This is a genomic window from Nereida ignava (assembly GCF_001049735.1).
GTDB classification, from domain to species: domain Bacteria; phylum Pseudomonadota; class Alphaproteobacteria; order Rhodobacterales; family Rhodobacteraceae; genus Nereida; species Nereida ignava.
The window spans coordinates 212,433-235,852 of sequence record NZ_CVPC01000005.1 but is presented as its reverse complement, the minus strand read 5'-3'; the positions used below and the strand labels follow the sequence as shown (position 1 = coordinate 235,852).

The window sequence follows — 23,420 nt, the reverse complement described above, 5'->3', positions numbered from 1 at the left end:
TTGCGTGCTTTACGTGCCTATATTGCCACGATATGTCGCCACGACCCGGCTTAGGAAATCACATGTCGAACACATCGAAAATTGCTTGGGACGACACTGTCCTACCGTTCCAACTTGATCAATCGGATATTCGAGGCCGCGTTGCGCGTCTTGATGGGGTGCTGGATCACGTTTTGGCGCAACATGATTATCCGCCCCTGATTGAGGCGCTCGTGGCGGAAATGTCGCTGTTAACAGCGCTAATCGGTCAAACCATCGCGCTGCGTTGGAAGCTTTCTTTGCAGGTGCGCGGCAACGGTCCAGTGCGTTTGATCGCGACGGATTACTACGGCCCAACCGATGACGGACAGCCGGCACGCATTAGGGCCTATGCCAGCTATGACAAAGACGCGATCGATCTGAACGGTGATGGGTACGACCAAATCGGTAATGGTTATTTTGCGATCTTGATTGATCAAGGCAAAGGCACCCAGCCCTATCAGGGCATCACACCGATTGCGGGTGGCTCGCTGTCAGCGTGTGCAGAGGCGTATTTTGCTCAATCCGAGCAACTGCCAACGCGCTTTGCGCTTACTTTCGGCCGCTCCACAATTGCGGACGAACAGGAAAGCTGGCGCGCGGGCGGCGTGATGTTGCAGCACATGCCCAAGGCATCGCCTTTGATGGCAAAGAAAGATGCGCCAGATGGATCTGGTGAGGCGTTGGTTACAGCCTCTGATCTTCTGGAGGACGATGCGGCGGAAAACTGGACGCGCGCCAATGTGCTGCTTGATACTGTCGAGGAGCTTGAGTTGATCGGCCCCTCCGTATCGCCAACAGATTTGTTGCTGCGTTTGTTCCACGAGGAAGAGCCCCGTGTATATGAAGCCCAACCGGTTCGCTTTGGATGCACATGTTCTGAAGAGCGCGTGAAGCAAAGCCTATCAATTTATTCTGCCTCAGACATTGGTCACATGACCACCGACGAGGGGTTGGTTGAAGCGGATTGCCAGTTCTGTGGCGCACATTACGAAATGGACCCAAAGACAGTTGGATTCGAGGCAGAAGGTGCCTCTGACTGATCTAAGATCTCAAATGTTGGGGTTCCTTGCGACTGCGCAGGGGGCCTCATCCGATTTTGATCTAAACCCTGACTTGACTCACCCAACCAGCAAAACGCGTCCTGCGGGAGTGCTTGTTTTGATACGTGAAACCACGGGTGCGCAGGAAGTTTTGCTGACCAAGCGTTCTGCCAAGCTGCGCCATCACCCAGGGCAGATTGCGTTTCCAGGTGGCAAGCAAGACCCCGAAGACGCGGATGTCATTGAAACCGCCTTGCGTGAGGCGCGTGAGGAAGTTGGGTTGCCTGACGGTGTGGTGGACGTGCTTGGAACACTGCCAACACATATCACTGTAACAAGCTTCGATGTGACACCTGTTGTTGCTTTGTTGAAAGAACCTTTTGAAGTGGTCTGCGAAGCCGGCGAAGTGGACGAAGCTTTTTGGGTGCCGCTTGATCATCTTTTGGATGCAGACAAGTATGCGGTGCAGTCGCGCCGCTGGTCCGGTACATGGCGGTCTTATTATACGGTACCGTTTGGCCCTTATTATATTTGGGGGGCCACAGCGCGCATGCTAAGAACGCTCGCGGAGGCGGCGCAATGACACAATTTGACTGGCTGCAAGCAAAAGCACCGCAGACTGTTTTGGCCCTACTCAATGCCGACGGCGGCGCGGGATATGTCGTGGGCGGATGTGTGCGAAACGCGTTGATGGGGCGTGCCATAACTGACTTGGATATGGCTACGTCCCTTGTTCCAACCGAAGTAATTGCTCGCGCAGCAGCAGCAGGCCTTCGCGTTATTCCGACAGGTATTGAGCATGGCACAGTCACTGTTGTGGCACATGGCTCCCCGTTTGAAGTGACTACATTCAGAAGTGATGTTGAGACGGATGGCCGGCACGCAAAAGTGGCGTTTTCTACATCAATCATTGAAGATGCTAAGCGGCGCGATTTTACAATGAATGCGTTGTACGCCAACCAAAGTGGTGAGGTGATTGATCCGTTAAACGGTCTGCCTGACCTTCATGCGGGCCGTGTCAGGTTTATTGGTGACGCGGATGATCGCGTTGCCGAGGACTACTTGCGCATTCTGCGGTTTTTCAGATTTCAGGCTTGGTACGGTATTCCTGAGCTTGGGGTTGATGCGGATGCTCTGGCAGCCTGTGCTGGTGGTATCGAAGGGTTAGGGCAAATCGCCCGCGAGCGTATTGGCGCTGAAGTGGTTAAGCTTATGACCGCGCCTGACCCAAGCCTTGCCGTGTCTGCAATGGCGCAAACCGGGGTTCTGAATGCCGTTGTTGAAGGCGGGGTCACGAATATATTGCCGGTTTTTGTGCATCTGAGCGCGGATTTGGATGTTGACCCAATGGCGCGACTTGCTGCTGTCACAGGTGATGTTTCGACGTTGCGGTTAAGCAACGCACAGCAGAAACGGTTTGCGATTTACCGCGCTGAGATGGGATCAACGACCGCGGCTGCTGCATTGGGTCATGAATATGGATTTGAGGTTGGTGCGTTGTGCCTTGCCCTGCGCGCTGCGATGTTTGAGCAACCATTGAATGGGTTAAATGACGTCCGCCGTGGGGCAGAGGCGGTTTTCCCTTTGGTTGCTGCTGACCTTATGCCGGCGTATTCGGGCGCTAAGTTGGGCGCGGCCCTTCGGGATGCAAAAGACCGCTGGATTGCATCTGATTTTGCACTGACAAAAGATGATTTAATTGAAGGGCTGGAAAATGGCTGAAGTGACGATTGAACGGCTTGGCCATAGAGGTGACGGGATTGCAGCGGGACCGATATTTGTACCGCGTACGTTGCCAGGAGAGGTGGTGAAGGGTGATATTGACGGTCAGATCATGCCAAAGCCGGCAATTCAGACGCCCTCTGACCACCGGATCAAAGCACCTTGTTCACATTACAACAGCTGCGGTGGTTGCAGTTTACAGCACGCCCATGATGATTTTGTGTCCAGCTGGAAGAAAGAAGTTGTTCAATCGGCGCTTGCCTCACGCGGGATTGAGCGTGCGGTGGATGCCATTCACACCAGTCCAGCACAAAGCCGTCGGCGCGCTAAGCTGACGGGTAAGCGAACAAAGTCAGGTGCGCTTGTGGGCTTTCATGGCCGCGCGTCTCACACTGTTTTGGCGGTGCCTAATTGTAAAATTCTGCATCCTGACCTGCTAAGCCTCATTCCTGTGCTGGAGCAGTTGACAGTTGAGTATGGCTCACGCAAGGGGGAGGTTGAGTTTACCGCCACCGTTACCAATACGGGCATTGATCTGGATGTTGCTGGTGCAAAGCCCGCTGGCCCGCAAGAGCAAGCGGCGGTGGCACAACTGACGGTTCGGCACGGGGTTGTGCGCCTGACATGGAACGGTGAGTTGTTAGCGATGGAAACACCGCCGCAATTGACGATGGGAAAAGCGGTGGTTTCGCCACCGTCCGGCGCGTTTTTGCAAGCCACGGAACACGGTCAGTTGGCGCTTGAAGCGTTCATCATCAACAACCTCGTAGGTGCCGCGAAAGTTGCAGATTTGTTTGCAGGTTGTGGCACGTTCAGCCTGCCAATGGCGGCCCACGCGGCTGTTCACGCGGTTGAAGGTGAAGCCGATATGATTGATGCGTTGGCCAAAGGTTGGCGCATGGCCAGTGGCCTTCATTCGGTCACCACAGAGGCGCGTGATTTGTTTAGACGGCCACTGATGCCGGATGAGTTGCGCAAATTTGATGTTGTTGTGCTTGATCCGCCGCGCGCCGGTGCTGAGGCGCAGGTTCAAGAGATTATCGAAAGTGAGGTCCGTAAGGTTGTGATGATTTCGTGCAGCCCCGTGACCTTCGCCCGCGATGTAGAGGCATTGACGAAAGCTGGATTTTCTTTGGAAAAACTGGAGGTTGTGGATCAATTCAGGTGGTCTCATCACGTTGAAGTCTCAAGCGTCCTTACGCGGTAAATTTGCATCACTCTGACCGTGCGCAACATTTTAGTAGAAATCTGACACCAAAAGATATACTGCTCATATCAATAGTTAAGCGGCGCCAAAAGCCGTAACTTTTGAGGCGGAGTAGTAACCATGTCAGCGATTAGGTTCGTTGTCCGTGATGGCACGGGCAATTTACAGCGCGGAACCGTTCTGGAGGACGGTGATACCGCAACTCTCAATATTGGCAGCAGCCAAGATATTTCACTTAATTTAAGGCGATCCGAAGTTGCCAGCTTTGACCGGCAAGGGAGTGACTTGGTTGTTACACTGACGGACGGCAGCGTTCTTACGCTTGGCGGATACTTCGTTGAGGCAGGCGCCGTTTCTAATCAACTGTTTCTAAGCGACGATGGCTTCCTCACAGAGGTGCAGATTTCAGAGCAAGGTGGGGATCTGATTTCAGCATATTATTCCGAGGCAGAAGCCTTTGGAAAGTGGAGTGCTGATGACGCCCTTTTCTTCACACGCGATGACAACGTTGATTTTGCAATTGCCGATGCAATCGTAACCGAGCCGGAGGCGGGTATGCTTGGTACCGCCCTTCTGACGGGTCTCGGTGGGATCGGCGCGACCGGTGCCGGTGCTGCAGTGGCTGGCGGCGCCGCGCTGTTGGTCGGTGGTGGCGGAGGAGGAGGTGGAGACAACACGCCACCTGAGGCTTTAATTACAGCGGGTACAGTCTCGGTTGGGCATACGGTCAATGCGGTTGATCATGGAGACGGCGTTGATGTTTCCGGCGTTGGTGAGCCTGGTGCAGCGCTTCAGGTTACGGTTGACGGCAACACGCGCGAGACAATTGTGGCTGAGAACGGCACATGGACCGTCACATATGAGGAAGGTGTTCTGGAGGGCGGTGAATATACGCTTCCAGTTTCCATCTTGGCTACGGATGAAGCAGGTAACACTGCAACTTCAACGGACACCCTTCATATTGACATCTTGGCGCACGTCACGCTTGAGACTGAAACAGTTGAGCAAGATGGTGTCGTAAGTGCTGCAGAAGCCAATGACGGCATTACCATCACTGGAACGACTGAGATTGGCTCAACAGTTTCAGTGCAAATGGGTTCTGTGACGCACATGGCGACTGTTGCCGATGACGGCACATGGACTTCTGTTTTTGCCGCGTCAGAAATTCCCGCTGGGGATTATGAGGCAACCGTGGTCGCGACGGCTACCGACCCATACGGAAATACAGCATCAACCACATCCACGTTGGACATTGATACGATCACATCTGTGGCGATCACATCGACTCAGGTTGAGGGTGAGAATGTAGTTAACGGTGCTGAGCGGACTGATGGCGTTGTGCTGACTGGTACTGCCGCGCCCGGATCAAGCGTGAGTGTGGCGATTGGTGATGCAACCTACGATGCCGCTGTAGCGAACGATGGCACTTGGAGCGTAACATACCCCGCAACTGACTTCCCCAACGGTGAGTATGAGTTAACGGCAATCGCTACAGCTACTGACGCGGTCGGTAACGTGGCAACTGCAAGCCATACTTTTGACGTTGATACATATGTAAACGACCTAACCAAAACAGGTGGGCCCGTTGGTGGTGATGGTGTCATCAACATTGCTGAGGCCGCGGAAGGCGTGTCTCTGACTGGGACGGTTGAGCCTGGGTCAACGGTTCAGGTGACGCTTGGTGGAGTCACTTTGCCTGCAGTTGTGCAGCCGAATGGTGATTGGTCTGTGGCTTTCAATGGCGCGCAGATCCCTACCGGTGAAACACCTACAACACTGACGATTGATGCAACTGATGCGGCTCAAAACACGACTTCAATCAGCGAGACTGTTCAGATTGACCGTGATGCGGGTTTCCTGACGTTGAGTGCGGATCCAATCGAAGGCGATGACGTCATCAACTTTGATGAGGCCAGTGACGGCGTGGTGCTACATGGCACCGCCACACCTGGGGCTGTTGTGAATGTTACCTTCGGCGGGGTTGAGCACACGGCTGTTTCAGATGTGAACGGCAATTGGACCACGACATATCTGCAGACTGAAGTAGCCGGTGGAACGTACCCGTCCTCTATCACTGCCACTACAACTGACAGCGCTGGCAATACTTTGTCTGTGGCTGACAGTGTGCGCGTTGATACGGTGGTTGATAATCTGGGCATCCAGCAACCAATCGAAGGTGATAACATCATCAGCCAGTCGGACGCAGCAAACGGAGTTCTGATCTCTGGCACGTCCGAAGTTGGATCAACTGTGGTTGTTGCGTTTGGCACATCGTCTCTTACCACGGTTGCAGACAGTAACGGTAATTGGAACGTGACCTTCCCCGCGTCTACTGTTCCCGCCGCCGAGATCGCCTCTACGGCTGTTACAGCTACTGCCACTGATCTTGCCGGTAACGTACGCGATGTATCTGCCAACGTGCGCATCGATACGATCGTTAGCAACATGTCCATTTCCGGCACTGCGGTTGAGGGCGACAATGTTGTTAACGCAAGTGAATATTCAGACGGTGTTGTGCTGAACGGCACGACTGAAATTGGCTCGACCGTGTCCGTCGCCATTAACGGTGTATCGCAACAGGCAACTGTTGCACCAAACGGCGATTGGAGCATTTCGTTTGATCCCGCTACTTTGCCCTTTGGTGATTATACTGCGAACGTTGTCGTTACAGCGACCGATGCAGTTGGCAACGTGAAGTCGCTTAACACGTCGTTTGATGTAGATACTCAGGCACCCGATGCGCCTTTGATCCGGTCCTTTGATAAAGATGCTCGTGACGGTGTTGTTGAAATTGGTACCGAGACCACAACTGATACGTTTACCATTACTGAAATTACCGCAGGCGGTAGCGCCAATAATGTGACATTTACTCAAACCGAGAACACATTGCGTGACCGGACAGACTTTGAATTTACTCACGGTGTGCCGGATGGCTCACAGTTGGTGGTGACGGCGGATGATGCATCAGGAAATTCAAATTCAACGTTGTTTGTGTTGGACGATGTTGCGACCGATATTGTGGATCTCAATGTGGCTGCACTTGGCCAATTTGATATCGGTTCTATCAATCTGTCGTTGGCTGAGGACTCACAACTCACGATTACAGCCGATGATCTTGAAAGCCTATCTTCAAATTCCAACACAGTGCGCATCAACGGCGGCAGTGACGATACGGTCAACATCCAAGGCGCCGTTCGTGCGAACACAACTGAGACAATCAATGGCCAAACCTTTGATGTGTATTCTCTCGGTAACGAGGGCGGCAGCCTCGTTATTAACGAAGACATTAACGTTATTATCTAAACCCGTGACGGGCGCAGTGATTACTTGATCTGCGCCCTTTCGGGGCAAGGTTTACGAGTGCGTGGAGACTAAGTGGTGACTTTCAACATCCCCAAAAGACCAATAATCGTGGCAGGTATTGCCGTGGTTGTGCTGTCTGGATGTATGAACCCGCTTCCCGAAGTCACACGTGGAACCAAAGCGTTGTTTTCACCTAAAACTAATAGCGCTGATGCGGCGCAATCGTCATCAAGTAAGATCATCACAACGCTTCAATCGCGCCAGAGTGTTCTGCCAAAAAGTAGCCCGTTTTCTGAAATCAGCGATGGTGTGCTGGCAGCAAATGCACGCACAGCCGAGGCTGAGCTGCGTGCGGCCAAATTACGATCGCAGGCGCGTTCCAAGAACTGGCTACCCACGATTGGTCCGTCTGTATCGCTGACATCTTTGGGTGGTGTTGTGGCAAGTCTGCTGGTCGAACAGGTTCTTTTTGATAATGGAAAGAAAAAGGCCGAACGCGCGTTTGCTGCTGCTGATGTTGAGGTCGCTGCAGTAAATTTGGCGATAGATACCAATAACCGCGTTTACACAGGTCTCGATCTATATCTAACCGCACAAAGTGCCAAAGCCCGCGCGCGTGTGGGCAAATCTGCGGTAGAGCGGATGGCGAAATTTGAGTGGGTGATGAGCGAACGGGTGCGTGGTGGTGTGTCAAACCGCGCTGATCTTCAGGTCATTCACCAAAAAGCGGCTGAGATCCGGTCTGCCTATGCGCAAGATGTGGAGGAGGCGAACACTGCTTTAGCTGAACTTGCCGCAATGTCTGCAACCTCTATCCATGATGTGATGGGTATCTCGGGTATTCCGGTTATGAGCGATAGTGCCGAGCCGCTGTTGGTCATGCGCGCGCATGCCGAGAAAGACCGCGCAATTGCCGAGGCCACTGCGGCCCGTGCTGGTTTGTTGCCGGGGCTGACGCTAAGTGGTTCTGTCGGCAGTGACGGGTCGCGTGGCGCAGGTGTTTCAGCTGAGGCTGAAAATGGGATCGGCTTTGGGTTGGGTTCTGATCTGAAGGCAATTGATGCACAGCGGGATGCGGCGAAGCGACAGGTTGCCCAAGCCGTAGAGGATAGCAACCGCCGCCTCGCCAAGCTTGAGCAACAGCTTATCTCGGTTCAGCGCCAGCAAGCACAGAGCCAGTCTTTGCTAGATGGTGCGAACGCGAACCTTGATTTGTTTGAGCAGCAATATGATGCGGGTCAGCGGCCCGTGATGGATGTGATCAACGTTTACGAGGCGAAAATCCGCAGTGAACGGGCACATGTCACCCATCAATTCGAGGTCGCTCGCATTCAATTGGAAATCGCCAAAGAACTTGGTTTGTTGGCAGACGGAGAAGAGATTTGACCGGACCTGTTCTTGCCTTTGATATCAACGCCCGAAAAGACGGCAAGCTGCAAAAAGTGACCCGCAGCACCAAAGCGGAAGCGCAGACAGAGCCTACGCCCAATATTGATGTCACGCCCGCTGTTGATCCCTTTGCAGAGAAACTGAGATCACGGGCGCAGCTTGCAAGTGTTTATGCGGGTATTTTGGGCGTGGAAGCAGTGACCTCTGACGTTCTTGAGGCGATGGTCTCTGATGCAGATCATAATACTGGCGAAGTAACGGCAGGCGATATGGCGCGCGGGCTTAAACAGGCGGGCCTCACCACTGAGGTGGCGACGGTGAATGTTTGTACGGCAGATCACTCGCCAGCCATTGCAATGATGACGAGCGGCCAGTTTGTTTTGGTGCTGCAGCAAAGCCAAGATACCCTGACGATTTACGACATCACATGTTCAGACAATCGCGCAGAGGTCCCTCTAGAGGAGTTTGAAAGCGTCTTTACAGGCATCATTGTGCGCGGTGAGGTGCGCCTTCAACAGCTTGCCACGAAGCATGCTGCGAAGTCTGCGCGCGCGCATTGGTTCTGGGGCGAGTTCCCCAAGTATAAGCGTCAACTAATTGAGGTTGGCGTGGGCTCTTTTGTGGCAAATATCTTGGCCGTGTCAGTCGCGCTGTTTTCGCTTCAGGTGTATGACCGCGTCATTCCCCATCAGTCTACGGCAACGCTTTGGGTGCTTTTTGTTGGCGCTGGCTTGGCTCTTTTGATGGAAGCATTTCTAAAGATTGCACGGGCGCGACTGCTTGATTCAGCGGGCCGTCAGATTGAGCTTTCAGTTCAAAATGTGCTGATGCAGCGCGTTTTAGGTATGAAAGCCGGTAAGGGCGCCTCCCCTTCATCTCTTTACAATGCCATGCGCGAGTTCGGTTCTGTTCGCGAGTTTTTTACGGCCTCAACCATTGGCAGCCTGACGGATATTCCGTTTGTGTTTGTCTTTCTTGCGCTGGTTTGGTCGATCGCAGGTGACTTGGTTTGGGTCCTTGTTGCCGGTGGCGCGTTGATGGTGATCCCTGGGTTCTTCTTTCAGAAACGCATGATTAAGCTGACGCAAGAGACACAAGGCGCCAGCGCCAAGGCAAGCCGGTTATTGCACGAAGCGATTTACGAAGCGGACACCGTAAAAGCACAGCGCGGCGAAGAGCGTTTTCGCCGCGTCTGGACCGAGTTGATGACGCTTTCTAGCTTGAAATCGTCAGAGCAGCGCAAGCTGGCAAGTACGCTCACATTTTGGAGCCAAGGTGTACAACAAGCGACTTATGTAGCGGCGGTCGTGGTCGGCACGTATATGGTTTTTGCCGGACAGTTCACAGTTGGGTCCATCATCGCTGTTGGCATTCTCACAAGCCGTACACTTGCCCCCCTTACTCAATTTGCCGGTACTATGGCGCGTTGGACAAACGTCAAAGCCGCTCTGGATGGTCTTGATGACGTAGCTGATGCAGAGCAGGAACTTAACGAGGATAGAACATACCTTCGCCGTGAAATGATGGAGGGTACGTTTGAGTTGCGCGACCTAAAATTCCAGTACGATGTAGACGGCGCGCCAACACTTGATGTGGCTGCAGTGAAAATCCTGCCGGGACAGACTGTGGCGGTGTTAGGAAGCAACGGTTCTGGGAAGTCGACTTTGCTTAAGTTGATGTCAGGGCTCTATGCGCCCACTGACGGTCGGGTTCTTTTGGACGGTGTGGATATGAACCAAGTGCACCCCAAGGATATCCGTCGCAACGTGGGTTACCTGTCTCAGGATGTGCGGCTTTTCACAGGGACACTGCGTGATAACCTGAACTTGAACATGCTTGAGCGTGACGATGACCGCTTAATGCAGGCGCTTGAGTTTGCGGGACTTGGTGAACATGTCAAAAACCACCCCAAGGGTTTGGATCTGGTGATCCACGATGGGGGTGAGGGCCTTTCGATTGGCCAGCGTCAGTCCATCGGATGGGCGCGGATTTGGCTGCAGGATCCCAAGATTGTGCTGCTCGACGAGCCGACAGCCGCGCTTGATCAAGGACTTGAGGGTGCACTTGTTGAACGGCTGAAGGGCTGGCTTACTGGGCGCACCGCGATCATTGCCACACACAGGGTTCCGATCCTTGCGCTTACAGAGCGGACTTTGATTTTGCAGCACGGTCGCCTCACGGTTGATGGGCCGCGCGAAAAAGTTCTTAACCACCTTGCCCAAACCAAAAAGAAGGTAAGCTGATGGCAACTATTGACGCAGAGTTGAACGAAACAATGCGTGGGCCAAGCATTATCATCTGGCTCGTTGCCGCGACATTGGCGGTGTTCATTGGCTGGGCCGCGTTTGCATGGATTGATGAGATTGTGCGCGCCGATGGTGAGGTCGTCAGCAGTTCGCGCCCTCAGATCATTCAGAACCTTGAAGGCGGCATCCTGTCAGAGATGCTGGTTAGCCAAGGCGATACGGTTCAGCCGGGGCAAGTGCTTGCCACACTTTATGCTACGCGGTTTCAAACGGCGGTCGATGATCTGCAAGAACAGATTGACGCGCTTGAGGTTCGCCGTCTGCGCCTTGAGGCAGAAGTTGCTGGCGCGTTTGATTTTGATGTTGCTGCTGATCTTGCTGCGCGGCAGCCTGAGATGGTCGCCTCCGAGCAAGCGCTCTTGAACGCCAGGCAAAGTGATTACGTCAGCCGAACCCAAGGCGCGCGGAACGTGTTAGCGCAGGCCGCTAAGGAACGTGAGCTACTTGAAAATTTGCTTGAACGTAAAATCGTCTCTTTGATTGAAGTTACCCGCGCCCGCAAAGCCCACGGTGACGCCGAGATCAAATACAATGAAATCGTAACGCAAGCTGAGCTGGAGCGCGCTGGGCAGTATTCAGATACATTGAAAGAAATTGCGACGTTGCGGCAAAACTTGAAAGTTGCCCAAGATCAACTCGAACGAACGATTATTAAGTCCCCAATGCGTGGCGTGGTGAATAACCTCAGCATTACGACGATCGATGGCGTTGTGCGGCCTGGCGAGGAGATATTTCAGATCATCCCACTTGATGAAGAGTAGTTCGTTGAGGCGCGCGTGCGGCCCGAGGACATCGCCAACATCAAGCGGGGGCAAGACGCGACCATAAAGCTTTCTGCCTATGATTACACGATCTATGGAAGTCTGAAGGGGCAGGTTCAGTTTATCTCGGCGGACACGTTTAAGGATGACAGAAAGCCAGACGGTGATCCGCATTACAAAGTGACGCTTCAGGTTGATCTTGCTAATCTGAACGACCGGCAAGCATACATTGAGATCCGGCCCGGGATGCAGGCGCAAGTAGAGCTTCATACGGGCGAAAAGACTGTGCTGCGGTATCTCATGAAGCCTTTGTATAAATCGCGGGAGGCGTTTCGCGAGCCATAGGCCGTATTCAGTAATGTCTTTGTGATAGTAGCGTTTTGCAGTAAATGTGCCGAAAGACAGTGAAAAACTGAGGGCAGGTATTGATGCAGCGGCGAACACTTCTCCTTGGACTTATGGGCCTTGGGCTTGCGGGATGCGGTCTTATGGGCGCGCCTAAAGCCTACCGCGGTCCTAAGGTTACGCAGATTACGGTGTCAAAATCACGCCGCAAAATGTGGCTGATGCATAATAAGCGCGTTCTGCGCCGCTATAATATTGGTCTTGGGTTTGCGCCTGAAGGCCATAAAAAGGCCGAAGGTGATGGCCGGACACCTGAGGGGACGTACAGCATCGACCGCCGCAATCCCAATAGCGCGTATCATCTGTCTCTGGGTATTTCATATCCGAATGCAAACGACGTGGCTGTCGCCAAGGCAGCAGGCGTTGAACCGGGTGGGGATATTTTCATCCATGGTCGCGGCCCACGCTTTCAACGGGCGCGAGGGGATTGGACGTGGGGATGCATAGCCGTAACAGATCGTGAGATGACGGAAATCTACTCAATGGTCCAAACTGGAACGCCAATTGTGATTTTACCCTAAGGGCAGCGGCTCTTGGGGTGTTGCGGTAGCCTCACCTAAAACCAACGTCCACCAGATTTTGCCATTTGGTTCCTGAAACCACGCAAAACCCATTTCAGTTGCATCGGTGTTCAGAATAACACGGCGTGTGCCTTCTTCTTCCATCCATGCGGCCAATGTCTCTAGCTCGGTCTCATAAGTTTCCGAGATTGCCTCACCTATGAATGCACCAGAGTATCCAGCGCGTGCGACGCGGTCTAATGGGGACGACCCGTCAGAGCCAAAGTGCCATGGTCGGTTTTGCACCGACATATCGCGCGCATGCGTGGCTGCTGCCGCCGTCAACTCAGCGCTCAGCTCAATTGGTCCTGCCCCGGACGCTTGGCGCAGTGCATTTACTGAATCCAGCGTGCGGAATTGGATTTTGGCAGTATCGCGTTCGCGGATTTGATATAGCTTTGGCCGAGGCTTTCCATCGATTGCCAGCTGTCCTGACGTAATCGGGGTACAAGCCGCTAATGAAAGCGCAACTGTCAGCGAAAGAAGAATGGGACGGATCATATCAATTAAACCTCAAACCTTTCCCAACCTGTAAACCAACACCGTTGTAGATCAAACCCAGATTGGAAAAATCGTGGCGATCTAACGCTTGTTTGATTTGCTAGTGCGGCTTTCAGGCAATAATTACGTCTCAAATGGTTTTACCAGGAGCGATATTGATGAGCGACACTTTTAAATTGAGCCGCCGCGCGTTTGTCGGCGCCGCCGCCACGTCATTGGCCAGCCCAGCACTTGCCTTGGATGAGGAAATTGAGGTTGAGCGCGACATCTCCGAAGTTGTTCGTCGCAATATCTCAAGTTTTCGTGCGCTTGAGTGGCAGCCTTACTTTAGCAATCTCAAGAATGGCGCCGTGCTTGTAGATGTGACGTCTCGTGCACTGCATTATTGGTCCGAGGACGAGAGTGTTTATAAACTCTACCCTACCAGTGTGCCGCTTTCAGATGATTTGACCCGTCTAGGGCGTACGCGGATCACGCAAAAAGTAGATGGCCCAAGCTGGCGTCCGACCCCTTCGATGAAAGAGCGTAACCCCGAATGGCCCGACTTCATTGGTCCCGGTCCGGACAATCCGCTCGGGACCCATGCGCTGTACCTGAGTTGGACATATTACCGTATCCACGGCACCCATGACACGCGCAAGATTGGGCGCCGGTCATCAAACGGTTGCATTGGTCTTTATAATGAACACGTCCAAGAACTGTTTGATTTGACCAAAGTGGGTACTCAGGTTTTGCTCATTTGAAGATAAGTTTTTATAAAGTCTTAAATAATGGCGGTCTGCAGGCCGCCGTTTTTTATTGTCCAATTTCCGCCACAAACTGATCACTCAATTGCCTAGTTGCGCTGAAGCTGCGTTAACCCTGTGCGGTTAGCTTCCCGCTAGGGTAATAGGTGGGTGAGTTTTATGTTGAACTTGAGTTTTCAGGTTCGCCACGTTTGGGGCGAGCCAAATGAAGATATGCGGCCGCGTGATTTGGCAGTCTTTGCCAATCAGGCAGGTACATATCTGGGCGTTTTTGGCTTTCAAAATGATTGGTACGAGACTGTCTCGCTTGATGGCGGTGGCTTTGACATTGATGCGGCGCCCATTGCAGCCCTTGCGCCGGACATCACGTTAAATTTTGGTACACGATCATTTACCGCAAGCGGTGCGCCAATCAGTTGGGCTTTTAGCGGCCTGAACAGCGCCGACCTGTCTCATGCAAATTACGCGGTCAATTATACTGTCAGCCAAAACGGAAGCGGCCTATCGCTGCTTGCTGGGGGGTATGGGGTCAGCGGTCTGCATCAGTTTTCTGTGGGCGATGATACCACAACTGCTACGAGCGACGATAATGTTGCCAGCGATCATGCATATGGCAGCAATATCTCAAGCATTGTTGAATTTACCCTTGATGGTCGTGATTTTATCCTCACGGGGTCTGCGTCTGGCGGTGTGATCTTACTGGAAAGAACCGTGTCTGGGGACATTGGCGTTATCGATAGCCTCGGCGCGGTTGAGGGGCTTGGATTTGGCGCCATTGTTGATGTTCAGGTGATTGAATTAGGCGAACAGCATATTGCACTTGTCACAACGGATCACGGCGCGCTGGCGACCCTTGGTGTTTCGACTAATACGCTGAACTTGCTCGATTTTGTGATTGATACGAGTGAGACACGCTTGAATAACGCCGCTGCTGTAGAGACTTTCTACCACGAAGGTCAGGCCTTCATTCTGGTGGGCGGCGCTGATGCGGGGATTTCATTGCTAAGCGTTATGAGTGACGGGCGGTTGCTGTCACTGGGTAAATTCGCGGATACGGTTGAGGCATCTCTTGGTACGATCAATGACATTGAAGTGATGAAAACGTCTAGCACGCTTCGTGTGTTTGTAAGTAGTGACACAATTAATGGCGTTGCGGAGCTTACGTTGCCCCTTTCTTTGCTACCGAATGCTACGCCGGTTATTGAGGGCACTATACAAGGAACTCCACAGAGTGACCTTCTTATCGCGGGTGATGAGCCGTCTGTCATTTACGGCAACGGTGGTGGTGATCTTTTTGTTGATGGTGCCTACAATGACGTTCTTTACGGCGGTGACGGTGCGGATCGGTTCATCCTAACATCTGACGGCCGCACAGATACGATCCGTAATTTCGATCTGATTGAGGATCGGCTTGATTTATCTGCTTGGGGGTCGATCTATTCGTTTGACCAGATGGAAGTGAAAGGCCGGTCAGACGGGTTTCGCCTTACCTACGGTTCAGAGGTTTTGGTTGTCGTTACTGGTGCGCGCGCGGGCGCCAATGACATTGTTCACATTCTGGATACAACTCTGTCTCGGCCCACGGTTAATCTGATCGAAGGCGGGTCTGGGGGCGGAAATCTGATCTTCTCCTCATCGACTGAAACGACAATCTTCGAGGCAAGCCAATCAAATGCAAGCTTTATTGGCGGCACGGGGTTGGATGTGATTAGTTTTGCTGGGCTTACGCAAGTGACCGTATCGCTCGACGATCCATCGCTTAACTCAGTCAACATTACAGGTCAGTCGTATCAAAGCATTGAAGGTGTGTTGGGGTCAGCAGGCGATGATATGATTTTGGGTGATAGCACCGCCAACAGCCTGTCGGGCGGTGATGGTCATGACATACTTTCTGGCGGTGGTGGTCGCGATATCCTCGAGGGCAATACGGGAAATGACAGCATTTTTGATACAAACGGTGGGGCGCAAATGCAGGGCGGTATCGGGAATGATTTTCTGCTCGCTTTAAGTGGTGCCAATCAGTTGATTGATGGTGACGTGGCAAGTCTTTCTGATAACGCGGATACGCTGCTTGGTGGTTACGGCAACGACACCCTTGAGGGCGGCGCGGGTGACGACATTCTGGTGGGTGATTTTGGTGCGTTTTTGTACTGGGGTGACGACACATTGGAAGGTGGCCGTGGCGATGACATTCTGAATGGTGGTTACGGTGCTGACGTATTTGTGTTCCGCCCAATGCATGGCAATGATGTGATTGGGCGTACTTCTCTCACGGATCAGGCCGTGGTGATTGGCGCAGATTTTGATGTGGGAATTGATCGCTTGGAATTGACTGGGTTTGACGGCATTTCGTCCCGCCAGTCAGCGCTTGATCAGTTCTATACCAACTCAAATGGTCATGCGGAATTCTCGCTTGAGGGCACTATGATTGAATTGTGGGGGGTTGGCCTTGATGCTTTGTCTGTTGGTGATTTGTGGGTGTGATTAGGCGTTTATTAAACCTGCTGTGATCTATGGCACCTATGTTTTTTAAGTTTGTGTGCAGGGCGGTAGTTGCCGCATTATTTATTGTGACATTAATTGCAAGCGGCGGTGGTGGTGGTGCAACGACGGGCGGTGGACCGGTTGTGGTTAATCCTCCTGTTGATCCACCGGACCCGCCTGACCCTACGCCCAATCCAGATGTGATTGTTTCTGTCGCAACCTTGGGTCTTGATAGCCTGTCTCTTGAAACTGCTCTGGGTCAAACGGAAGCGAATTTGACTAACAGAAGTCTGATCATTGATCAGATCAGCGTCGGCTTGATTGAAAACGCGTTGGGTTTGGGTCTGCAGCACGTTTTCCCCGTTTCGCCGGTTGGAGGGAATGTGAAGCTTGCTGTGCGGGCCTCTGCTAATTCTGCGGTTCTAATAGTTCCGACTGTTTATGAGGGCACTGCGATTGCTTAGGTCACAGACGGTACCGCAACTTACGCTGTCACAATGGACGCACGTACGACCTTACGTTTTATCGGTGGTGCTGGCCGCGCTGATGTCCTTGCCGATAGTGTCCGTACAGGTGGCGCTACAATCGGCCAATGGGGGGCGGCGAATTATAATCCTACGGGCGCAGAGATGATCGAAATCACAGATATTGAATTCAGCGGCCCCACTTTGGTGAACGGTACGCAAACAGATGCCTCGGCACTTGGATTTGGCACGTCGGGAGCCGGCAACATTCTTGCAGGCAGCACCCAAATTTCAGTCACTGCCGTTCTAGCGGGGCCTTTAGCTGACGAAATCGCGGGGGTAGGCGGTGCATCAGGCCCTCTGGGAGAGGTCCTGATCACTTGGTCAGGTGCGCAGCTAGACTAATCGCTGGCAGGCATGGCGTTCATACCCAGCCTTTCAGGTTGTCGTCGATTGTGTTGCAGAGCGCAGCAATGTGAGCATCATCATCATTAAGACACGGTATATAGAGGAAGTCGTGGCCACCGGCCTCTTCAAAACTCTCAAAAATTTCCTCGTTGATCTCTTCAAGAGTTTCAATGCAATCAGCTGAGAATGCAGGCGCACAAACCGCAATATTTGTTTTGCCCTTTTCCGCAAGCCGCGCGACTTCCTCGACGGTGTAAGGTTGAAGCCACTCTTCGGGTCCAAATTTAGACTGGAACGTTGTGATGATCTGCGTGTCATCCCAGCCCAAACGCTCTTTCAAAAGGCGCGTCGTTTTCTGACATTGGCAGTGATACGGATCACCCTCCATCAGGTACCGCTGAGGCACACCATGATAGCTACACACCAATATTTCGGGGCGCTTTTCGGCCTTGGCGTAGGCAGTCTCAATCGACTGGGCTAGCGCTTCAATATAATCCGGACGCTCATAATATGCGGGTACTGTGCGTACGGTTGGCTGCCATTTTTCTTTCATCAAAACGCGGAAGAATTCGTCATTTGCGGTGGCTGATGTTGCTCCGGCGTAGTGTGGATACAGCGGGAAAAACAAAATTTTCTGACATCCGGCTTCGATCATTGCGCGGACCTTGGATTTTGTAGACGGATTTCCGTAGCGCATACAAAAATCGACCATGACATCATCGCCATAGGTCTCTTGCATCTGCGCTTTTATCTTGGCGGTTTGTTTTTTTGTGATCGTCATCAAAGGGCTCTCGCCCTCGTCGTGGTTCCAGATCGATTTATACGCTTCGCCGCTAGAAAATGGACGCTTTGTTAAAATGATCAGTTGCAAAAGCGGCTGCCAAAGCCACGGGCTGTAATCAATGACGCGCCGATCGGACAGAAACTCGTTCAAATACCGGCGCATCGACCAGTAGTCGTAATTGTCCGGTGTGCCCAGATTGGCGACCAAAACTCCAATCTTAGCAGGCTTCACCTTTGGGTGATCGCTTGGTGCGTGAACGGGGCAGACAGCCTCGTCGCTCGTATTCGTTTTCGCGTCAAACATCATCTAAAGTCCGTGGGTATAAGTGCGTTAGATTGCCAGATAACTGGAAATCGCTTCAGGTCAATCTTTTGGGCCATCAGGAATACGCAGAGCATCTGTTAATTTCATCTTTGCCGATCCCGGTTTGAGGGGTTTTTGTTGGCTTGCATCGGGCACCCAACCGGCCAAGAAAATGATTTCGAATGTAGCGATCAGCCTTTCACCATCAGAGAAATTCTGGCGATAAACAGTCTCTAACGCGTCGAAAACGGATTTTGGCGTGGGCTTTTTGGTACGTGCGGTAAGCGCGTTACTTTCCCCCATTTTTCGCAGATCGATCATCAGGGCAGTCGTGTCGCTGTAACTCACAGGCAGCGTCAAAGTGTCCGCAACCGGAAGCGCCAAGCCCGCTCTTTGAAGCAGCGCACCGTAGTCGCGCACTTCACCCATAGGCACAACGCGTGGTGACAGCCCGCCCATTACTCTGCTTTCAGCCTCGGCGATAGCACTTCGTAACTCGTTTAGGGTCTGGCCACCAAAACAAGCGGCCAAAAATAATCCATCAGGCTTGAGCGCATTTCGACACTGCACAATTTGCCCGACAGGATCATTCGCCCAATGTAGATCCATTGCGTGAACGATCAGATCGTAGCCGTTGTCCGCAAATCGCAGTGTATCATCAGGGTGGATGACGTCCGCCCCCTCCACAATATGCGCCCATAGGTCTGGCCACGATGTAACCACAGCTGTTTTCGTAAACGACTTCTTAACCCCAAGCAGTCTTTCTGAAATTTCATCGAATGCTTCTTGTTGCAAAAACATTCCATCGGGGGTCCGACGGTTTTTGTGATGCAGGTGCAGGGTGTGCGTATCTGTAAGGGGCGGTTGTTGTGTCATGTTGCTCATGTAGTCAGGAAAGTTGTAATGCAAAACCCACTTCGGCTGATCTATCCTCATCATTGCCTAACTTGCGACACCTTGACCGGCGGGCCTGACGCGCTTTGTGGGGATTGTTGGGGTGAGGTTTCTTTTTTGAATGGCAGTGTTTGTGGAAAATGTGGCGCCCAAGTGATGAGCGAAGTCGATGGTATGCAGTGCGACGATTGCTTGCACGCACCAAGACCGTGGAGTGCTGGCCGGTCCGTGTTTCATTACAGCGGTTTTGGTCGCCGGATGGTGCTTGGCCTTAAACACGGTGATCGTCTTGATCTTGTTCGACCTGCTGCAAAATGGATGGCGCAGCATGCCAGGCCGCTTAGGCGTGATAATATGCTGGTCGTGCCAATACCGCTTCATTGGTCGCGTCTTTTTGGTCGGCGCTACAATCAGTCTGCTGAGCTGGCCCGCGGCCTATCGCAACAGTTGGGGTTGCAATACGGCCCAGATGTTTTGCAGCGGCCTCAACGGACACCGATGCTGGAGGGTAAAACCCGCGATGATCGACTAAACATTTTAAGCGGCGCGATAACGGTCAATCCAAAACGCGCCTTAAAGATCGCTCAGCGACCAATTTTGTTAGTAGATGACGTAATGACCACAGGCGCCACGCTCGCGGAGGCGGCAAACGCGCTGGCATCTTCACGTGCTGGCGAGGTGTTCGTCATCACACTGGCGCGCGCGGGAAAAGATACTTAACTATCTAGCAACTAAAAATTGGAGCGCCCTAAAATGAAAACTGTTGAACTTTATACGTCACCCCTGTGTGGCTTTTGCCATTCTGCCAAGCGGCTTCTCAGCCAGAAGGGCGTAAGCTTTTCAGAGATTAATATTTTGGCTCAGCCTGACCGCAAGGGTGAAATGATCAAGCGCGCCAATGGCGGGCGTACTGTACCGCAGATCTTCATTGGCGATATCCATGTGGGTGGATGTGACGACCTGTTTGCATTGGATCGTGCAGGCAAGTTGGATAAATTGCTGGCGTGAAGGCAGCCCTTCTACAACTCAACTCCGGTGATTGTCCTGCAGAAAATCTTGTACGGACAACGGCGCTTATCGAAGAAGCGGCGGCATCCGGTGCGGAGTTTATTGCAACACCTGAGGTGACGAATTGTGTTTCCGTAAGTCGTGCGCGGCAAATGGAAGTTCTGCACGTTGAAGCAGACGATATTACGCTGACAAAGCTTCGTGATTTGGCTGCAACCCTTGGGGTTAATTTGTTGATTGGGTCTTTGGCCCTCAAAACAAAGGATGCTGATGGTCGGTTTGCCAACAGGTCTTTTTTGATTGATCGCTCGGGGAATATTACTGCGCGGTATGACAAAATTCATATGTTTGACGTCACGTTGTCAGAGGCTGAATACTATCAGGAATCGCGCGGTTACAGACCTGGTTCTTCTGCGGTCTTAGGGCGTATAGACGGTCTGAATATTGGCATGACAATTTGTTATGACGTTCGGTTTCCGCATCTTTATCGCGCTTTGGCACAGGGTGGTGCGGAGGTGCTTATGGTGCCGTCTGCGTTTGCCGTCGCCACAGGCAAGGCGCATTGGGAGACGTTGCTTCGCGCCCGTGCAATTGAGACAGGTTGTTATGTTCTGGCGCCTGCGCAGTGGGGCGCGCACGAGGGCCGCGAAACATACGGGCACTCTTTGGCACTTGATCCTTGGGGAAACGTGCTTAGCGACTTTGGCGAGGGCGTTGGTGTCAGCTATATTGAAATTGACAAAAATCAGGTATTAAAAGCCCGTAAGCGTGTTCCTGCATGGGGGCACAACCAACCTTTCGAAGGGCCCTAATGCCGGTTACTACGTCTGATACCCTTGGCGCGGCGCTTGTCGTTGAGCTTCTGGCGATTGATCAGTTGTTGCGTAGTCGTGTCACCAAGGCGCTGCCCCATGGGATGGAAATTTCTCATTTAACAGTGCTGAATTATCTTGCTGCAAGCACGGGGGAGCGCACGCCAGCACAGCTCGCCGCCCGTTTTCGACTTACCCGCGGGGCTATGACCAACACGATTAACAAACTTGATCTGATGGGTTTTGTCCACGTCCGCCCCGATTGGGACGATGCGCGGCGTAAGCTGGTTTCCATTAGCGGCGCTGGGCGGGCGGCGCGTGATGAAGCGGTGCGTAAAATTACGCCGCTGGTAAACCAGATGGTCGAAGATATCGGGCATGACAAGATAAGCCGTACCCTGCCAATTCTACGCGAGATGCGCCAAAAGCTGGCGGACGATTAGGTCGGTTTTGTGGATGCTGTCACGTAGTTCACGCTAAGGTCTTTTTCAGAAATCGACCAACTCCACGAGATTGGGTTGAAGACAAAGCCCTTACGGTCGACGGGTGTCATTCCTGAGGTGGTCAGCAATTCGAACAACTCGTCAGGCGTGATGAATTTTGACCACTCATGAGTACCCTTTGGCAGCCAGCGCATGATGTGCTCTGCGCCGATGATCGCCATTAAATAGCTTTTGGGATTGCGATTGAGCGTTGAGCAAATTTGCAACCCGCCGGGTTTTAGCAACTGTTGGCATGCTGTTAGATATGCTAGTGGGTCTGCTACGTGCTCGACCACTTCCATATTGAGAACCACGTCAAACTGCTCGCCTGCTTCGGCCATGGCTTCTGCGGTTGTGAAGCGGTAATCGATATCCAGTCCAGATTGTTCTGCATGGACTTTTGCTACGGGAATGTTTCTCTCGGCAGCATCTGCCCCAACAATGGTGGCGCCAAGGCGCGCCATCGGCTCGCACAGCAAACCGCCGCCACAGCCGATATCAAGAATGCGGAGCCCTTCAAAAGGCGCGTCTTTGGCAAGATCACGGCCAAACTCAGCAGCAATTTGTCTTGTGATGTAATCAAGACGGCACGGATTAAGCATATGAAGGGGCTTGAATTTACCGTTTACGTCCCACCATTCTGCCGCCATTGCCTCGAATTTTGCGATTTCTGCGGGATCGACGGTTGTTTGTGCGTTGGTCATGATGTGTCCCTATGACAAAAAAACATGGCGCACCGGATGTTTCGGCGCTCTTTTGGGTTATATAGGTCATTCATGGACAGAAACGCATCCCCCCGCCGCGCCTTGTCGCACCTTTATCCGGCGCTTGCACCGTTCGATCAACGGATGCTGGACGTTGGCGACGGCCATTCTGTCTATATGGAGCAGTGCGGAAACCCCGATGGCATACCTGTCGTTGTGTTGCACGGCGGTCCGGGTGGTGGATGTAGTCCGACGATGCGGCGGTACTTTGATCCCGCACAATACCGAATTATTTTATTCGATCAGCGAGGGTGTGGGCGATCAAGACCTCACGCCAGCGTCGACGATAATACAACGTGGCACTTGGTGCGCGATATTGAGCTTATTCGTGAAACTTTGGGTATTGAGCGTTGGGTGGTGTTCGGCGGTAGCTGGGGTGCGACGCTGTCATTGATTTACGCGCAAGCACATCCTGATCGCGCAAAGGCACTTATTTTGCGCGGTGTGTTTTTGATGACCCGCGCTGAACTTGATTGGTTTTACGGTGGCGGCGCTGCGATGTTCTTCCCTGATCTGTGGGCCCCCTTTGAGAACCTTGTTCCGGAAGAAGAGCGGGCAGACATGATTGGTGCGTATCACAAGCGCCTCTTTTCGGGCAATCACGCCACCGAGGTGCGCTATGCGCGCGCTTGGGCTGCTTGGGAAAATGCATTGGCCAGCATCATGAACGAGGGTGCCGGTGGTGACGCACCAGCTGAATATGCCCGTGCTTTCTCACGGCTCGAAAATCACTACTTCATGAACGCGGGTTTTTTGGGCGAGAACCATCAAATTCTTGATAACATGGACAAGCTGCGCGGTATTCCGGCGATAATCGTACAAGGTAGATATGATATGATTTGCCCGCCGACGTCGGCCTATAAGTTGGCCCAAAACTGGCCTGAGGCAGAGCTTAAGCTGATTGCGCGCGCAGGACACGCACTTTCAGAGGCGGGCATCAGCGAAGAATTGGTGCGCACGATGGACCGTTTGGCGACCAGACTGGCCTAGGCGCGGGCGTTAAGCCTTTACACGATTTCTATTTTCCTTAACTTGGTCACTCGGGGGCGTGTACGC

21 protein-coding genes and 2 pseudogenes are annotated in these 23,420 nt (G+C 52.7%); 19 read left to right on the top strand and 4 right to left on the bottom strand.

The window, feature by feature from the left end; all coding sequences use genetic code 11:
- Positions 1-62 precede the first annotated feature (62 nt).
- From hslO to NIG5292_RS05740, 9 genes and pseudogenes are all read left to right on the top strand, one after another.
- Positions 63-1,061: an Hsp33 family molecular chaperone HslO gene (hslO, locus tag NIG5292_RS05780; protein ID WP_048598541.1), complete on the top strand. Its 999-nt coding sequence runs from the start codon at positions 63-65 to the stop codon at positions 1,059-1,061.
- Positions 1,054-1,644, top strand: a complete 591-nt coding sequence (locus tag NIG5292_RS05775; protein WP_370726486.1) for a CoA pyrophosphatase — start codon at positions 1,054-1,056, stop codon at positions 1,642-1,644. The genes hslO and NIG5292_RS05775 overlap by 8 nt, the downstream gene beginning before the upstream one ends.
- Complete coding sequence (locus tag NIG5292_RS05770; RefSeq protein WP_048598539.1) at positions 1,641-2,783, top strand: CCA tRNA nucleotidyltransferase; 1,143 nt, start codon at positions 1,641-1,643, stop codon at positions 2,781-2,783. Before NIG5292_RS05775 ends, NIG5292_RS05770 begins: the two co-directional genes overlap by 4 nt.
- Positions 2,776-3,990: a class I SAM-dependent RNA methyltransferase gene (locus tag NIG5292_RS05765; protein ID WP_048598538.1), complete on the top strand. Its 1,215-nt coding sequence runs from the start codon at positions 2,776-2,778 to the stop codon at positions 3,988-3,990. Before NIG5292_RS05770 ends, NIG5292_RS05765 begins: the two co-directional genes overlap by 8 nt.
- Before the next feature lie 120 nt (positions 3,991-4,110).
- Positions 4,111-7,293, top strand: a complete 3,183-nt coding sequence (locus tag NIG5292_RS05760) for a BapA prefix-like domain-containing protein (protein WP_048598537.1) — start codon at positions 4,111-4,113, stop codon at positions 7,291-7,293.
- Between the two features lie 108 nt (positions 7,294-7,401).
- Positions 7,402-8,679 carry a TolC family protein gene (locus NIG5292_RS05755; RefSeq protein ID WP_233488179.1) on the top strand — a complete coding sequence of 426 codons (1,278 nt, stop codon included), beginning with the start codon at positions 7,402-7,404 and terminating at the stop codon, positions 8,677-8,679.
- Entirely contained in the window at positions 8,676-10,925 is a 2,250-nt protein-coding gene (locus NIG5292_RS05750; protein WP_048598536.1) for an ATP-binding cassette domain-containing protein, read from the top strand. Before NIG5292_RS05755 ends, NIG5292_RS05750 begins: the two co-directional genes overlap by 4 nt.
- A pseudogene (locus tag NIG5292_RS05745) lies at positions 10,925-12,094 on the top strand (beta-barrel domain-containing protein). The gene NIG5292_RS05750 and the pseudogene NIG5292_RS05745 overlap by 1 nt, the downstream one beginning before the upstream one ends.
- 83 nt (positions 12,095-12,177) lie before the next feature.
- Entirely contained in the window at positions 12,178-12,675 is a 498-nt protein-coding gene (locus NIG5292_RS05740; protein ID WP_048598535.1) for a L,D-transpeptidase family protein, read from the top strand.
- Here NIG5292_RS05740 and dalA read toward each other — a convergent pair.
- Entirely contained in the window at positions 12,667-13,215 is a 549-nt protein-coding gene (gene dalA / locus NIG5292_RS05735; protein WP_048598534.1) for a divisome-associated lipoprotein DalA, read from the bottom strand. The genes NIG5292_RS05740 and dalA overlap by 9 nt on opposite strands.
- Before the next feature lie 158 nt (positions 13,216-13,373).
- Here dalA and NIG5292_RS05730 point away from each other — a divergent pair, with 158 nt between their 5' ends.
- From NIG5292_RS05730 to NIG5292_RS05715, 4 genes are all read left to right on the top strand, one after another.
- Entirely contained in the window at positions 13,374-13,958 is a 585-nt protein-coding gene (locus NIG5292_RS05730) for a L,D-transpeptidase (protein WP_048598533.1), read from the top strand.
- Positions 13,959-14,120: 162 nt separating this feature from the next.
- Complete coding sequence (locus NIG5292_RS05725; RefSeq protein WP_048598532.1) at positions 14,121-16,445, top strand: calcium-binding protein; 2,325 nt, start codon at positions 14,121-14,123, stop codon at positions 16,443-16,445.
- An 86-nt stretch (positions 16,446-16,531) separates the two neighbouring features.
- Entirely contained in the window at positions 16,532-16,909 is a 378-nt protein-coding gene (locus NIG5292_RS05720; protein WP_143081915.1) for a hypothetical protein, read from the top strand.
- Positions 16,910-16,942: 33 nt separating this feature from the next.
- Positions 16,943-17,314 (top strand): hypothetical protein, encoded by a 372-nt coding sequence (locus tag NIG5292_RS05715; protein WP_048598530.1) that lies wholly within the window; start codon positions 16,943-16,945, stop codon positions 17,312-17,314.
- A gap of 19 nt (positions 17,315-17,333) precedes the next feature.
- On the opposite strand, the gene hemH is transcribed toward NIG5292_RS05715, so the two are convergent.
- Positions 17,334-18,404: a ferrochelatase gene (gene hemH, locus NIG5292_RS05710; protein WP_048598791.1), complete on the bottom strand. Its 1,071-nt coding sequence runs from the start codon at positions 18,402-18,404 to the stop codon at positions 17,334-17,336.
- Positions 18,405-18,464: 60 nt separating this feature from the next.
- Positions 18,465-19,343, bottom strand: coding sequence for a methyltransferase domain-containing protein (locus tag NIG5292_RS05705; RefSeq protein ID WP_306372341.1), 879 nt, complete (start codon positions 19,341-19,343; stop codon positions 18,465-18,467).
- Here NIG5292_RS05705 and NIG5292_RS15120 point away from each other — a divergent pair.
- The 5 genes and pseudogenes from NIG5292_RS15120 to NIG5292_RS05685 all read left to right on the top strand — a co-directional run.
- A pseudogene (locus NIG5292_RS15120) lies at positions 19,308-19,433 on the top strand (double zinc ribbon domain-containing protein); the annotation flags it as partial. The gene NIG5292_RS05705 and the pseudogene NIG5292_RS15120 sit on opposite strands and share 36 nt — an antisense overlap.
- Positions 19,434-19,454: 21 nt before the next feature.
- Positions 19,455-20,018 (top strand): ComF family protein, encoded by a 564-nt coding sequence (locus NIG5292_RS05700; RefSeq protein ID WP_233488189.1) that lies wholly within the window; start codon positions 19,455-19,457, stop codon positions 20,016-20,018.
- Between the two features lie 33 nt (positions 20,019-20,051).
- Positions 20,052-20,306: a glutaredoxin 3 gene (gene grxC / locus NIG5292_RS05695; RefSeq protein WP_048598527.1), complete on the top strand. Its 255-nt coding sequence runs from the start codon at positions 20,052-20,054 to the stop codon at positions 20,304-20,306.
- Positions 20,303-21,118: a carbon-nitrogen hydrolase family protein gene (locus NIG5292_RS05690; RefSeq protein WP_048598526.1), complete on the top strand. Its 816-nt coding sequence runs from the start codon at positions 20,303-20,305 to the stop codon at positions 21,116-21,118. Before grxC ends, NIG5292_RS05690 begins: the two co-directional genes overlap by 4 nt.
- Positions 21,118-21,561: a MarR family winged helix-turn-helix transcriptional regulator gene (locus NIG5292_RS05685; RefSeq protein WP_048598525.1), complete on the top strand. Its 444-nt coding sequence runs from the start codon at positions 21,118-21,120 to the stop codon at positions 21,559-21,561. Before NIG5292_RS05690 ends, NIG5292_RS05685 begins: the two co-directional genes overlap by 1 nt.
- Here NIG5292_RS05685 and ubiG read toward each other — a convergent pair.
- The gene (gene ubiG / locus NIG5292_RS05680; protein ID WP_048598524.1) at positions 21,558-22,304 is read right to left on the bottom strand and encodes a bifunctional 2-polyprenyl-6-hydroxyphenol methylase/3-demethylubiquinol 3-O-methyltransferase UbiG; all 747 of its coding nucleotides are present in this window, start codon (positions 22,302-22,304) and stop codon (positions 21,558-21,560) included. The two genes, NIG5292_RS05685 and ubiG, sit on opposite strands and share 4 nt — an antisense overlap.
- A gap of 72 nt (positions 22,305-22,376) precedes the next feature.
- Between ubiG and pip the strand changes: the two genes are divergently transcribed.
- On the top strand, positions 22,377-23,354 hold the full coding sequence (pip, locus tag NIG5292_RS05675; RefSeq protein ID WP_048598523.1) for a prolyl aminopeptidase: 978 nt from the start codon (positions 22,377-22,379) through the stop codon (positions 23,352-23,354).
- Positions 23,355-23,420 lie beyond the last annotated feature (66 nt).

Coding starts and splice junctions, on each gene's coding strand:
- hslO (WP_048598541.1), top strand. CDS start 63: ATGTCGAACACATCGAAAATTGCTTGGGACGACACTGTCCTACCGTTC.
- NIG5292_RS05770 (WP_048598539.1), top strand. CDS start 1,641: ATGACACAATTTGACTGGCTGCAAGCAAAAGCACCGCAGACTGTTTTG.
- NIG5292_RS05765 (WP_048598538.1), top strand. CDS start 2,776: ATGGCTGAAGTGACGATTGAACGGCTTGGCCATAGAGGTGACGGGATT.
- NIG5292_RS05760 (WP_048598537.1), top strand. CDS start 4,111: ATGTCAGCGATTAGGTTCGTTGTCCGTGATGGCACGGGCAATTTACAG.
- NIG5292_RS05740 (WP_048598535.1), top strand. CDS start 12,178: ATGCAGCGGCGAACACTTCTCCTTGGACTTATGGGCCTTGGGCTTGCG.
- dalA (WP_048598534.1), bottom strand. CDS start 13,215: ATGATCCGTCCCATTCTTCTTTCGCTGACAGTTGCGCTTTCATTAGCG.
- NIG5292_RS05730 (WP_048598533.1), top strand. CDS start 13,374: ATGAGCGACACTTTTAAATTGAGCCGCCGCGCGTTTGTCGGCGCCGCC.
- NIG5292_RS05725 (WP_048598532.1), top strand. CDS start 14,121: ATGTTGAACTTGAGTTTTCAGGTTCGCCACGTTTGGGGCGAGCCAAAT.
- NIG5292_RS05715 (WP_048598530.1), top strand. CDS start 16,943: ATGGACGCACGTACGACCTTACGTTTTATCGGTGGTGCTGGCCGCGCT.
- hemH (WP_048598791.1), bottom strand. CDS start 18,404: ATGTTTGACGCGAAAACGAATACGAGCGACGAGGCTGTCTGCCCCGTT.
- NIG5292_RS05705 (WP_306372341.1), bottom strand. CDS start 19,343: ATGATGAGGATAGATCAGCCGAAGTGGGTTTTGCATTACAACTTTCCT.
- NIG5292_RS05700 (WP_233488189.1), top strand. CDS start 19,455: ATGAGCGAAGTCGATGGTATGCAGTGCGACGATTGCTTGCACGCACCA.
- grxC (WP_048598527.1), top strand. CDS start 20,052: ATGAAAACTGTTGAACTTTATACGTCACCCCTGTGTGGCTTTTGCCAT.
- NIG5292_RS05685 (WP_048598525.1), top strand. CDS start 21,118: ATGCCGGTTACTACGTCTGATACCCTTGGCGCGGCGCTTGTCGTTGAG.
- ubiG (WP_048598524.1), bottom strand. CDS start 22,304: ATGACCAACGCACAAACAACCGTCGATCCCGCAGAAATCGCAAAATTC.
- pip (WP_048598523.1), top strand. CDS start 22,377: ATGGACAGAAACGCATCCCCCCGCCGCGCCTTGTCGCACCTTTATCCG.